Below are 12,465 nucleotides of genomic sequence, written 5' to 3' on the forward strand. Positions count from 1 at the left end.
CGCGACGTCGACGTCGCGGCGCGCGAAATCGCGGATCGCCATCGCCGTGACGACCTCGAAGAACGTGAGCGGCTCGCCGGCGGCCGCGCGCTCGACGAGCCACGGCTTGACGTCCTCGACGAAGGCGGTGACCGCGTCCTCCGTCATCGGGAGGCCGTCGACGCGGACCCGCTCGGCGAGCGCGGAGAGGTGCGGCGAGGTGTAGAGCCCGACAGAGAGCCCGGCCTCGCGCAGGATCGACTCGGTCATGCGCGCCGTGCTCCCCTTCCCGTTCGAGCCGGCCACCTGCACGAACGGCACGTCGTCCTCGGGGTTGCCGAGCCGGTCGAGCAGCGCCGCGACGCGCTCGGTCCCGGGCTTGACCGAGAAGCGGCGGAGGTCGAAGAGGAACGCCGCCGCCTCGTGGTAGTCCATGTCCGTGGGTCGGCGTCGGGTCGCTTAGGCGTAACGGACCGTGCCCTCGAACCCGGCACCGGTGGGCGGTTCCCGCCGCCGCGCCGGCCCGTCGCCTCCCGCCGCGAAGAGCAACCCTTACGCGCGCGGCCGACCGAGCGATCGCATGAACGAGACAGCGGCCGCGTCGGCGTCCGCGGTCGACGAGGCCGATTCGACGGGGGACGACGGCGCCCGCGACCCGGCCCTCGTCGGCGAGGGCGTCCGGCGGTCGTACGGCGACGTCGTCGCGCTCGACGGGGTCGACCTCCGCGTCGAGGCCGGCGAGGTGTTCGGGCTCATCGGCCCCAACGGCGCGGGGAAGACGACTCTCGTCCGGGCGCTGACGGGGACGACCGACGCCGAGGGCGACCTGCGCGTGTTCGGCGTCCCGCCCCGCGAGGTCGACCCGCAGCGCGTGGGCCTGCTCCCGCAGTCGTTCGACCCGCCGGAACGCCTCACCGCGACCGAGTTGGTCGAGTACTACGGCGGCCTCTACGACGACGCCCGCGGCGTCGAGTCGGTCCTCCGGGACGTGGGGATGGCCGACGACGCGGACGCGTGGTACGAGACGCTCTCGGGCGGCCAACAGCGCCGGACCTGCGTCGCGACCGCCATCGTCAACGACCCCGACCTCCTCTTCCTCGACGAGCCGACGACCGGGATCGACCCGGCCGGCCGGCGGTCGATCCACCGCCTGATCGAGCGGCTCGCCGACGGCGGGACGACCGTCTTCCTCACCAGCCACGCGATGGACGAGGTCGAGCGCCTCGCCGACCGCGTCGCCCTCCTCCGCGACGGCGCCGTCGTCGCGGTCGGGCCGCCCGACGAGCTGATCGCCGAACACGGCGGCGCCCCCCGGTTGGACGTGACCCTCGACGGCCCCGCGAGCGACGGGCTCGTCGAGCGCGTCGACGAGCGCGTCGCGGCGAGCCTCGCTGGCGACGCCGACGTCGAGTCGACCCGCGAGGGGCTGCGGGTCCGAGGCGTTCGGCCCGAGACGATCGGCGACGCGGTCGACGCCCTCGACGCCGCCGGGGTCGCCTTCGAGTCGCTCGCGTGGTCCGAGCCCTCGCTTGAGGACGTCTACCTGCGGCTCACCGGCGAGGAGTACTCGCCGCGGGAGGGGCGGGCGATCCCGAGCGAGGAGACGCCGGCCGCGCCCGACGGCGGCGACGCACCGGACGGAGGCGGCCGATGACCCGCGTCGGCCGGATCGGCACCGAGGCGACCGCGGCGGCGCGGTCGTTCCTCCGGCGGCGAACGGCGGTGTTCTTCACGTTCTTCTTCCCGGTGATCCTCGTGGTGATCTTCGGCGCCTTGGTCCGCACCCAGCCGACCGGCGGGGGGCTGTTCGCGGAGCCGGCGGGGTACTACATCCCCGGCTACCTCGCGGTCGTCGTCCTCTTCACTCCCCTCTCGCGGGTCGGCTCGGAGATCGCCCGCCACCGCGACGGCGGCCGGTTCGAGAAGCTGGCGACGACGCCCCTCTCCCGCGCGGAGTGGCTGCTCGCGCACACACTGGTCAACGTCGCGATCATCGGCGCGGCGAGCCTGCTGATCTTCGGGCTCGTCCTCGCGGTGACCGACGCCGAGCCGGTCGTCTCGCCCGCGCTCGCCGTCCTCCCCGTCTTCGTCGCCGTCGGCGTCGCGCTGTTCTGCGGGCTCGGCGCCGTGCTCGGCGCGCTCACGGGCTCGCAGGACGGCGTGATCGCCGCGAGCAACACGGTCGCGCTCCCCCTGCTCTTCCTCTCCGAGACGTTCGTCTCGCCCGACCTGCTGCCGGCGTGGTTCCGGCCGGCCGTCGCCGCCTCGCCGCTGACGTACTTCGCGCGCGGGACGCGGGCGATCGTTCACGAGCCAGGCGCGTGGGTCGGCGACCTCGCCGTCCTCTCGGCGCTCGCGGTCGCGTTCCTCGCGGTCGGCGCGTACGCGGTCCCGCGGACGGACTGAAGCGGGAACGGCATCGAACTAAGTCGGAAGGGTACCCGACGGGGGACCCGCCGTCCCCGAAGCCGGTCATTTATATCGCACGGTGCCGTCTCGGAGAGACGAGAGAGGTCCAGTGTTGACGACCGTTCAATTCACCTGTTCGGACTGCGCGCAGACCATCGAGGTCAACGAGGAGATGCGGGAGACGATCCTCGCCACGGGCTGTCCGGTCTGTACGACCGGCGCCAGCGAGGGCGACTTCTCCGACGATACCGACGACAGATAAGGTCTCGCCCGGACGGGTCGCTCGCCGGGTGACGATCGAAAATCAGCGCGTCAGCGGCCGCCTCACTCGTCGTCGCGCTCGACGACGATCGTCCGCCCGGTGAGTCGGTCGGGGACGAACCGATAGAGGTCGATGTCGAGGTCGGGCTTCCCGTCGGCCCAGATCTCGAAGAGGGGGCGGCGGGTCTCCCCGTACTGCGCGATCGTCTCGGGCGTGAGCTCGTCGAGGTCGACCCTGCGGAGCGTGCCGACGCCGACGACACTGCCGTACTCGTCGCCGTCCTCCTCGTACACCACGATGCGCGCCTTCGGGTTCGAGGCGAGGAACTCACGCTTCTCGCTGTCGGGCGTCGACACCAGCCGGAGGAAGGCGTCGCGGGACTCCTCGTCGAATCCATAGGAGATCGGGATAGCGTACGGCGTCTCGTCGCGCGCAAGCGAGAGCACGCCGGTCTCGTGGTGCGAGAGGAACGCGTCGACCTCCGCGTCGGTCATCTCGACCTCGCTGTTCGTCGCCATACGCAACGAGTCGGCGTACGCCCGGATAAAGGACACGAGACGGATCGGACCGCGGAGCCGGCGAGGCGGGTGGAGGTCCGCGCGCTCGACGGGCGGAGGTCTGCGCGCTCGGCGGGCGACGGCGATGCAGTCGACGTATCTCGGGGTAACGGCGGGGAGAGCCGAGGCAAACGACGGGGCGGCGTTACGCGGTCTGGGGGTCGCTGATGTCGCTCTCGGTGACGGGTTCGCCGCAGACGACGCAGCCGACGTCGAGCAGCGTCGCCCGCATAGCGTCGTCCACCTCGATCGACCGACGGCACTCCGGGCAGACGAACGTGTGAGTCCCTGGACTCGTCATGGATACGAGTACGACACAGACACTCATGAAGGATGGTTTGGATTCCTGAAGTTTCGGAATCCGATCAACGGCGGCTCTCGGTCGCACGCGGCCGCTCAGTCCAGTAGCGACGAAAGCAGCTTCCGCTGTGCGGCCGCGATATGCTCGCTGAACGTCGAGCGGTCGATGCCGAGCGATTCGGCGACCTCGCCGGCGTTCGCCCCCTTGGGGTGATCGAAGTAGCCGGCGTCGTAGGCGGCCGTGAGCACCTCGCGCTGACGCTCGGTGAGGTCGCTCCGGTCAACGGTGACCAGGTCCGACTCCTCCGGCGTCGACGACGACTGGAGGAGCCGCAACACCTCCATGTCCGGGGTCGACTCCCGGAACGCGTCGAGCACCGATCGGAGCGTCGGGAGATCGGTCGCGTGGAACGTGACGAGGAGGCGCCCGTCTCGGATCGTCGTCTCCGAAACCGGCAGCCCGTGCCGGTCGAGCACCGCGAACGGCGAGTCGGCCGAGGAGTCGGCCTCGAACCGGTACGCGGCCTTGGCGCCGTAGTCGAAGACGACGTCGACCCCCTCGGGCACCGACAGGTCGGCGTCGGCGATGAACTCGAAGACGGCCGACCCCCCGGCCCCGTCCGGCGTGCTCCGCGCGACGCTGTAGATCGGGCTCGAACCGTCGGCGACGCCGTCGAACGGCGACGGCGTCCCCGTCGGGAGCGAAACCTCCGCTCTGATGCCGGATCCCATCTGCATCCGTCCGTGACCGCCCCCGGGCAAAACGTTGACGCCGTGGGCCCGTCTGCGGTCCCGCACCCCGGTGGTCCCGCGTCCCGGCCTCGCTTCGCGCCGCGACGCGGTCGGGCGCCTCGCTCCGCGCGGGCAGGCACCCCGCCGCGAACGGGTCGGAGGCGACCGATTCCGGCGCTCACTTATAAAATACCCCTCATATACAGGGGCGGTGTTGGGGTGGGTGGAGCGGGTACCTACATCCATGAAGCGACAGGCCTCGTACGCGACTGGACCGACGACGGCGACCGAGGGAGACGAGACGCTCGACGCGACGTTCGACGCCCTCGCGGACCCCGACTGTCGGGCGATCCTCGGCGCCGCCGACACGCCGATGACCACGAGCGAGCTGGCCGACGCGTGCGACATCGCGCTCTCGACGGCCTACCGGAAGGTCGAGCGACTGAGCGAGACGCCGCTCCTGGTCGAGGGAGTCCGCTTCGACCCGGAGGGAGACCACGCCGCCGAGTACAGTCGCGGCGCCACCGACGCGGCGGTCGAACTCGGTGACGACGGCGTCACGCTGACCGTCGAAGACGGGAGCATCGACTCGCTCACCGCGCCCCCCGAGACGACCGGGATCTCTGCCGACTGACTCTGAAACGCCGGTTTTTCGGGCTGATAATCGGGCGATCAGCCTTATGTGCCGCCCGGAGAACCCGTACCGTATGAACGCCGGTCCGGATCCCGAGACCCTCCTGAACCTCGCTCAGGACAAGGTCGTGGTCCTCGACGAAGACGGGATCTATCGGCACCTGAACGCGGCCGCCACCGACGTGATCGGGTTCGACCCGGAGGCGCTCGTCGGGACGGACGCGTTCGATCTCGTCCACCCGGAAGACGAGGGACGGCTCAGGGAGACGTTCGCGGCGGTCGTCGCCGGCGAGGTCGACCCGGACGAACCGATCGAGTACCGGTACGCCACCGCGGACGGCGGGTGGGTGTGGCTCCGGACGCGGGTTCACACCCCCGCGGAGACGGGCGTCGACGGCTACGTGTTGACCTCCCGCGACGCGACCCGCGAGGTGGAGTCACGGCGGCGCTTGGAGACGATCGCCTCCGTGTCTCCGGACGTGTTCTGGATGTTCTCCGCGGACTGGTCCGAGCTGTTGTTCATCAACGACGCCGTCGAGAGCGTGTTCCACGTCGCCCCCGACCGGCTCCGTCGGAACCCGGAGAGCTTCCTCGACGCGGTCCACCCCGACGACCGACCGTACGTCGAACGAGCGATGGAGCGGCTCTCGGCGGGCGAGTCGGCGCTGATCGACTACCGGCTCGGGACGGAAGACGGGACCACCCGGTGGGTTCGAGTGCCCGGCGAGCCGGTCGTGGAGAGCGGGGAGGTCGTCGCTGTCACCGGGTTCGCGCAGGACGTCACCGACGAGTACCGCCGCGAGCGACAGCTCGCCGTGATGGACAACCTGCTCCGTCACACGCTCCGCAACGACATGAACATCGTCGACGGCACCGCGGAGCGGATCGTCGACCGCGTGGCGGCCGCGGACGCGTTCGACCCGGAGGCGTGGGAGAGCGAGGGGGCGGGGACCCCCCCGACCGACCCGGAGGAGCTGGCCGAACTCGGAGCGGCGCTCGCGGAGGACGCCGAGACGGTTCGGCGGGTCGCCTCCGATCTGCTGACGACCGCCGAGAAGCAGCGCGGGGTCATCGACCTGCTTCGCCAGCGCGGCTCGCCGCAGTCGGTGGAGGTCGCCCCCGTCGTCGAAGCGGCGCTCGACATGGTCGTCGACGACTGCGACGGCCGCGGCGAGATCGACGTCAGCTACCGCGGACCGACCGCCGACGGAGCGGCCGGCGTCGAGCCGAACGGCTTCGAGCGGGCCGCCGACCGGGACCGCGACCCCGACGCGACCGCGGACGGCGATCCCGTCGCGAGCCTCTCCGTCTCGTACCCGCGAGGCGTGCGGGCGTTCACGCATCCGGAGCTCGACTACGCGATCGCCGAGCTCGTCGAGAACGCGATCGAACACGCGGAGTCGACGCCGCGGGTTCGGGTCGACGTGACCGAGACGACGGAGTCGGTCGGTATTTCGATCCGCGACAACTGCCCGCCCATCCCCCCGGAGGAGCGGTACGTCATCACCGACCGGTGGGAGATGGACGACCTGCGCCACACGGGCGGGATGGGGCTCTGGCTCGTGTACTGGGTCGCGAACCGATCGGGCGGCGACCTCTCGTTCGACACGCACGCGGACGGCAACGTCGTCACGCTCACCGTCCCGAGCGTCGGCCGGGAGGCGGGCGAGGAGTCGCTCGCGGCGAGACCGCCCGGGCGACCCGAGACGGCGGTGGGACGCGCGAACGCCGGAAGCGACGTCACGGGACACGCGGCCGGGAAAGAAGTCGACGGTCTGGAGGACGTCGGTTCGGGAGCGGGGAGCGGGTCGGGGAGCGATTGAGGACGGGGACAGGGAGCGATTGAGGACGGGGGCAGGAAGCGATTGAGGACGGGGACGAACCGCGCCGATCCGCGGACGGTCCTCGCCCGACCCAGACGGTTCCGAACGGTCGTTCGTTATTGACTCCGCTACCGAAGACGCTCCCACGGATCTTAAGCCACAGGTTCGCGTAGATTCACCTTGATGGGTACGCTCAACGAGCTGTTCGACCCGGATCGGGTCGCCGTCGTCGGCGCGACGTCGCGCGAGGGGGCCGTCGGCCGCGCCGTCACGTCGAATCTCCTCGACGATTTCGACGGCGACACCGTCCCCGTCAACCCGAACTGCGACGAGGTGCTCGGGACGCCCTGCGTCGACGAGGTGGCCGACGCCGACGCCGACGTCGCCGTGATCGTCGTCCCGCCCTCGATCGTGTTGGACGCGATCGAGGCGTGCGGCGCCGCGGGCGTCCGGAACGTCGTCGTCATCACCGCCGGGTTCGGCGAGACGGGGGAGGACGGGGCCGCGAGGGAGCAGCGTCTCGCGGAGATAGCCGACGAGTACGACCTCAACCTCGTCGGCCCCAACAGCCTGGGGATCATGTCGACGCCCTCGGGCATGAACGCGACGTTCGGCCCGGAGAACGCGCTCCCCGGCGGGCTCTCCTTTATGAGCCAGTCGGGCGCGTTCGTCACCGCGGTCCTCGACTGGGCCAACGACAACGGGATCGGCTTCAAGGACGTGGTCTCGCTCGGCAACAAGGCCGTCCTCGACGAGACGGACTTCGTCGACCACTGGGGGTCGGACGAGGAGACCGACGTGATCATCGGCTACCTCGAGGGGATCGAGGACGGCCGCGAGTTCATCGAGACCGCCCGCGAGACGACGCAGGACACCCCGATCGTCGCCGTGAAGTCAGGGCGGACGAGCGCCGGCGCGCAGGCCGCCTCCTCGCACACCGGCACGCTCGCCGGCTCCGACAAGGCGTACGAGGCCGGCCTGGATCAGGCCGGGGTCATCCGCGCGGAGTCGGTCGACGAGCTGTTCGACTCCGCCGGTATCCTCGGGAGCCAGCCGCTCCCGGACACCGACAGCGTCGCCATCGTCACCAACGCCGGCGGCCCCGGCGTGATGGCGACCGACGCCGTCGGCGACGCCGACCTCGACATGGCGTCGTTCACCGCCGAGACGAGCGACGCGCTCGCCGAGTCGATGCCCGACGAGGCGAACATCCACAACCCGGTCGACGTGATCGGCGACGCCGACGTGGAGCGGTTCCGCGAGGCCCTGGAAATCACCGTCGCCGACGACAACGTCGGGGCCGCCCTCGTGCTGGCCGCCCCCACGGCGACGATCGACTTCGCAGACCTCGCGGACGCCATCGAGGCGGTCAGCGAGGAGATGGACGCCCCCGTGGCCGCCTGTCTGATGGGCGGCGACCGGACGCGCGAGCCGAAACAGCAGCTCCAGGCGCGGGGGATCCCCTGCTACTTCGACCCGGCGCGCGGGATCGAAAGCCTCGCGACGCTCGCGCGGTACCGCGACATCAGGGAGCGCGAGTACGACGACCCGATGTCCTTCGACGTCGACCGCGAGCGCGCCCGCGGGATCCTGGAGACGGTGCGCGACCGCGACGACAACCGCCTCGGCGTCGAGGCGATGGAGCTGCTGGACGCGTACGGGATCCCCACGCCCGACGGCGAGATCGTCGACACGCCCGAGCGCGCCGCCGAGGTCGCCGCCGGCGTCGACGGCGACGTCGTGATGAAGATCGTCTCGCCGGACATCCTCCACAAGTCCGACATCGGCGGCGTCGCCGTCGGCGTCTCGGACGCGGACGTGGCGGACACCTACGAGGACCTGATCACCCGGGCGCGCAACTACCAGCCGGACGCGACCGTGCTCGGCGTGCAGGTCCAGGAGATGGTCGATCTGGAGGACGGCGTCGAGACTATCGTCGGCATGAACCGCGACCCGCAGTTCGGCCCGCTGCTGATGTTCGGGCTCGGGGGCATCTTCGTGGAGGTGATGGAGGACACCACCTTCCGCGTCGCGCCCGTCTCGGAGCCGGAGGCCCGCGAGATGACCGAGGAGATCCAGTCGGCGCCGCTGCTGCGCGGCGCCCGCGGCCGGGACCCGGTCGACGTCGACGCCGTGATCGAGACGATCGGTCGGCTCTCGCAGCTGGTCACCGACTTCCCGGCCATCCTCGAACTCGACATCAACCCGCTCGTCGCACTGCCCGACGCCGACGGGGCGAACGCCGCCGCCGTCGACGTGAGACTCACCGTTGACCCGGAGGAACTCGACCAATGACAGACACCACCACGACACTCGTCACCGCGACCGGAGAAGGCGCCGGAAAGACAGCGATCACCGTCGCGCTCGCGCGGCTCGCCGCCGACCGCGACCGCAGCGTCGGCTACATGAAGCCGAAGGGGACCCGCCTCCAGTCGAACGTCGGCAAGACGCTCGACCAGGACCCGATGCTCGCCCGCGACGTGCTCGGCCTGGACGCCGAGATGCACCAGATGGAGCCCGTCGTCTACTCGCCGACGTTCGTCGAGGGCGCGATCCGCGGCACCGAGGACCCCGACGCGCTCCGCGACCGGGTCCGCGAGGAGTACGATGAGCTCGCGGCCGAGCGCGACCACATGTTCGTCGAGGGCGCCGCCAGCTGGACCACCGGCGGCGTCGTCGACCTCACCGACGTCGACATCGCCGAGCTGCTCGACGCGCGGGTGGTGCTCGTCGCGGGGTACGGCTCGCCGAACGACCTCGACGACGTGCTCGCGGCCGCCGACGCCTTCGGCGACCGGCTCGCCGGCGTCGTCTTCAACAAGGTCTCCGACGACGCGTTCGACTCGCTCGACCAGGACGGGATCCCGTTCCTCGAGTCGAGAGGGATCACCGTCTTCGGCGCGATCCCGCACGAGAAGGAGCTCGCGGGCGTCACCGTCGGCGAACTCGCCGACGAGCTCGGCGCCGAGCTGCTCACCGACGCCCCGACCGACGGCTTCGTCGAGCGGTTCCTCGTGGGCGCGATGGGCGGCGACGAGGCGCTGCGGTACTTCCGGCGCGCCCGCGACGCCGCCGTCATCACGGGCGGCGACCGCGCGGACGTCCAGACGGCCGCGCTCGAGGCCTCGGGCGTCGCGTGCCTCGTCCTGACGGGGGGACACCGGCCCTCGGGCGCGGTGCTCGGGAAGGCGGCCGACGCCGGCAAGCCCGTCCTCGCGCTCAACACCGACACCGTCACCGCGATCGATCGGGCCGAGGGGATCGTCCGCAGCGGCCGGACCCGAGACGCGCGCACCGTCGATCGGATGGCGGAGCTGCTCGACGCGCACGTCGACATCGACGCGCTGGTGTAGGAAGGCGACGCGCCGATGTCGGAGGGCGACGCGCCGGTGTCGGAGGGCGACGCGCCGATGTCGGGGGCCTCCGGCGGCGCCGTCACCCCCGCAATCGCCGCCCCGTCCGTCGCCGCGGGCGAACGTCTGACATACTGTTTTCAGGGAGGACGACGTAGGCGGCGTATGACCAGTCTCTCGGAGGCGTACGGCGGACGGGGACGCTCCGAGGTCGACCCGCGTCGGCTCTACCTCGGCGTGGGCTCGTTCGTCGCCGGAACCCTGCTCCTCGTCGTCGGGCTCCTCGTCGCCGCGGAGGTCACTCTCCCGAGCGGCTACAGCTCCGGCGAGGCGCGGCGGCTCGGCGGCGTGCTCGGCGGCGTGGGCGTCCCACTGGTGTTGCTCGGCGTGATGGCCGTCCTCCCCGCGGACCGCAACACGCGGGTCGCCGCCGTCGTCGGGGCGAGCGTGATGTGCCTCGGCGTCGCGCTGTTCGCGTACGCCTACCCCTACCACTGGGTCAGCGGACCGCGACCGGAGCTGACCGACCTCACGCTGCCGACGGCGGGGCTGTACTTCGTCGGCGCCGCGACGGCGCTGTGGAGCGTCTTCGTCGGGGTCGCGAACTTCAAGACGCGCAACGACCCCGGCGGCACCGTCACGATGGAGGTGACCCACAAGGGCGAGACGAAGATCATCGAGGTCGGCCGAGACCAGATCGACGGGATGGGCGGCGTCGGCCTCCTCGGCGGGACCCCCGACGGCGACGTGGAGACGCAGACGAACCGACCGGACCGAGCGGGACGGACGGACGCGACGACCGGGAACGGAGCGACGACGAGTTCGGGAACCGGTCTCGGCACGGGCTCGTCCGGAGGCGTCTCGGGCGAGCGACGGGGGGGCTCCGCCGGCGTGAGCGACGGCGGCGAGGCCGACACCGACATCCGGTCGCCCCTCGGCGACGCGGGACCCGCCGACGGGCCGAACGGACCCGCGGGTCCGGGCTCAGACGGGCGGGCCGGCGCCGACGTCTCGCCCGGCGTCGACGCCGCCGCGCGGGACGGCCCCGGCGACACCTACTGCGGGAACTGCACGCACTTCGACTACGTCCGGACCGATCAGGGGATGCAGCCGTACTGCGACCATCACGACGAACTGATGGACGACATGGACGCCTGCGAGGAGTGGACGCCCCGGTAACGGACCCGGCCGCTCCGCCGCCGTCCCGCTCCGCCGCCGTACCGCCCCGCAACCTACCCGCTCTTTCGCTCGCCGACGCCCGTCGCCGACGGGAGCTGCGACTCCGCGACGGCGAACGCGAGCGTGCTCAACACGGCCGTGAGCGTCCCGGCCGCGAGCGCCATCGCGAGGTCCGGGAGGCCGAGCGACGTGACCCCCCGCGCGTCCGGGAGGAAGAAGCCGGAGACGGCGTACAGCACGACCGCGATGGAGAGCACGTAGAAGGGGGCGTTGAGGTACCGCCACCGGAACCGGCCGCCGAGGTACTCGTCGGTGATCTGACCGAGGCTGGAGGTGACGCCGGCGACCGCGAGCCACTGGACGAACCCGTGGACGAACGCGGCCAGCGTCACGCCGGCGGTGATCGACCCGCCGCGGACAGCGCTGACCGTCTCGACCGTCTCGACGCCCTGCACGCCGCCGACGACGATCAGCGCGAGCGCGACGACGTACGTGACGAGGGTCACGCGCCCCGTGTAGAGGACGTTCCGCACCGTCGAGGCCGCCCCGTCGACGGTCTCCTCCAGCCCGAGCCCGCGGAACAGCGAGTAGAGTCCGACGAGCCCGGAGAGGATCCCCAAGACCGCCGCGCCGGCGACGTCGAAGAGGTTCGCGACGACGACCAGCGGATAGATGAGGAGGAGGACGCCGAGGGGGACGAGAATCGTGCCGCGGGTCTCCGGGTCCGCGAGCACCTGCTTGATCGTGTAGTAGAGCGATTCGAGGTCCTGCGCCTGCCGGACGACGACGCGTCGCATCCCGTCGATCGGCATCCGCGAGCGGATCACCGGGAGGACGGATTCGTCCTGCGCGCCGTCGGTGATGACCACCGCGGAGACCTCCTCGCCGGTCGACAGCTCGGCGAGGACGCGGTCGACCTCCTTCCCGACCGCGCGGTTCGCCTTCACGTCGGACCCGTCAACGCCGGTGACGGCGGCGACCTCGACCGCCTCGCCGCCGGCCGCGAGTTCGTCGTGGACGTTCACGCCCTGGAAGAGGACGTTCACGTCCGAGTCCTCCGGGTCGGCCGTCGCGAGCGCGACGGCGGCCTCCGTGACGTCGTCGGCGCCGATCACCGGGGTCGGGATACCGGTCTTGCGGCCGAGGTCGTCGTCGAGGTCGACGCAGAGGACCAACAGCATTACGCGACGCTATGCGAGGGGCCGGCATATGTTTTCGGCTCGGAGCGGCGGCGCACG

The 12,465-nt window shown here is 71.4% G+C and carries 12 protein-coding genes and 1 pseudogene; 8 read left to right on the forward strand and 5 right to left on the reverse strand.

All coding sequences use genetic code 11. The annotated features are described in order from the left end of the window. Positions 1-414, reverse strand: a pseudogene (locus tag DJ75_RS00100) (dihydropteroate synthase); the annotation flags it as partial. 145 nt (positions 415-559) lie between these two features. Between DJ75_RS00100 and DJ75_RS00105 the strand changes: the two are divergent. The 3 genes from DJ75_RS00105 to DJ75_RS17960 all read left to right on the forward strand — a co-directional run bounded on the left by DJ75_RS00105 (position 560) and on the right by DJ75_RS17960 (position 2,650). Further along, on the forward strand, positions 560-1,633 hold the full coding sequence (locus DJ75_RS00105; RefSeq protein ID WP_094521855.1) for an ABC transporter ATP-binding protein: 1,074 nt from the start codon (positions 560-562) through the stop codon (positions 1,631-1,633). Beyond that, complete coding sequence (locus tag DJ75_RS00110; RefSeq protein WP_094521856.1) at positions 1,630-2,385, forward strand: ABC transporter permease; 756 nt, start codon at positions 1,630-1,632, stop codon at positions 2,383-2,385. The genes DJ75_RS00105 and DJ75_RS00110 overlap by 4 nt, the downstream gene beginning before the upstream one ends. A gap of 115 nt (positions 2,386-2,500) precedes the next feature. Then, positions 2,501-2,650 carry a zinc ribbon domain-containing protein gene (locus DJ75_RS17960; RefSeq protein ID WP_141211934.1) on the forward strand — a complete coding sequence of 50 codons (150 nt, stop codon included), beginning with the start codon at positions 2,501-2,503 and terminating at the stop codon, positions 2,648-2,650. A gap of 62 nt (positions 2,651-2,712) precedes the next feature. Here the strand turns inward: DJ75_RS17960 and DJ75_RS00115 are convergent, their stop codons facing one another. The 3 genes from DJ75_RS00115 to DJ75_RS00120 all read right to left on the reverse strand — a co-directional run bounded on the left by DJ75_RS00115 (position 2,713) and on the right by DJ75_RS00120 (position 4,239). Then, positions 2,713-3,168, reverse strand: coding sequence for a pyridoxamine 5'-phosphate oxidase family protein (locus DJ75_RS00115; RefSeq protein WP_094521857.1), 456 nt, complete (start codon positions 3,166-3,168; stop codon positions 2,713-2,715). Positions 3,169-3,352: 184 nt separating this feature from the next. Then, complete coding sequence (locus tag DJ75_RS18425; RefSeq protein WP_170938315.1) at positions 3,353-3,508, reverse strand: hypothetical protein; 156 nt, start codon at positions 3,506-3,508, stop codon at positions 3,353-3,355. A gap of 95 nt (positions 3,509-3,603) precedes the next feature. After that, positions 3,604-4,239, reverse strand: a complete 636-nt coding sequence (locus tag DJ75_RS00120; RefSeq protein WP_094521893.1) for a helix-turn-helix domain-containing protein — start codon at positions 4,237-4,239, stop codon at positions 3,604-3,606. A gap of 244 nt (positions 4,240-4,483) precedes the next feature. Here DJ75_RS00120 and DJ75_RS00125 point away from each other — a divergent pair, with 244 nt between their 5' ends. The 5 genes from DJ75_RS00125 to DJ75_RS00145 all read left to right on the forward strand — a co-directional run bounded on the left by DJ75_RS00125 (position 4,484) and on the right by DJ75_RS00145 (position 11,227). After that, positions 4,484-4,873 carry a helix-turn-helix domain-containing protein gene (locus DJ75_RS00125; protein ID WP_094521858.1) on the forward strand — a complete coding sequence of 130 codons (390 nt, stop codon included), beginning with the start codon at positions 4,484-4,486 and terminating at the stop codon, positions 4,871-4,873. Positions 4,874-4,946: 73 nt separating this feature from the next. Beyond that, positions 4,947-6,695: a PAS domain-containing sensor histidine kinase gene (locus DJ75_RS00130; protein WP_094521894.1), complete on the forward strand. Its 1,749-nt coding sequence runs from the start codon at positions 4,947-4,949 to the stop codon at positions 6,693-6,695. Positions 6,696-6,878: 183 nt separating this feature from the next. Continuing rightward, positions 6,879-8,990 carry an acetate--CoA ligase family protein gene (locus tag DJ75_RS00135; protein ID WP_094521859.1) on the forward strand — a complete coding sequence of 704 codons (2,112 nt, stop codon included), beginning with the start codon at positions 6,879-6,881 and terminating at the stop codon, positions 8,988-8,990. Next, positions 8,987-10,048 (forward strand): phosphotransacetylase family protein, encoded by a 1,062-nt coding sequence (locus DJ75_RS00140; protein WP_094521860.1) that lies wholly within the window; start codon positions 8,987-8,989, stop codon positions 10,046-10,048. Before DJ75_RS00135 ends, DJ75_RS00140 begins: the two co-directional genes overlap by 4 nt. A gap of 165 nt (positions 10,049-10,213) precedes the next feature. After that, positions 10,214-11,227, forward strand: a complete 1,014-nt coding sequence (locus tag DJ75_RS00145; RefSeq protein ID WP_094521861.1) for a hypothetical protein — start codon at positions 10,214-10,216, stop codon at positions 11,225-11,227. Positions 11,228-11,280: 53 nt separating this feature from the next. On the opposite strand, the gene DJ75_RS00150 is transcribed toward DJ75_RS00145, so the two are convergent. After that, entirely contained in the window at positions 11,281-12,408 is a 1,128-nt protein-coding gene (locus tag DJ75_RS00150; protein ID WP_094521862.1) for a DUF373 family protein, read from the reverse strand. Positions 12,409-12,465 lie beyond the last annotated feature (57 nt).

Origin of the sequence: Halorubrum sp. Eb13 (genome assembly GCF_002252895.1) — an archaeon.
In the GTDB taxonomy this organism is placed as follows: domain Archaea; phylum Halobacteriota; class Halobacteria; order Halobacteriales; family Haloferacaceae; genus Halorubrum.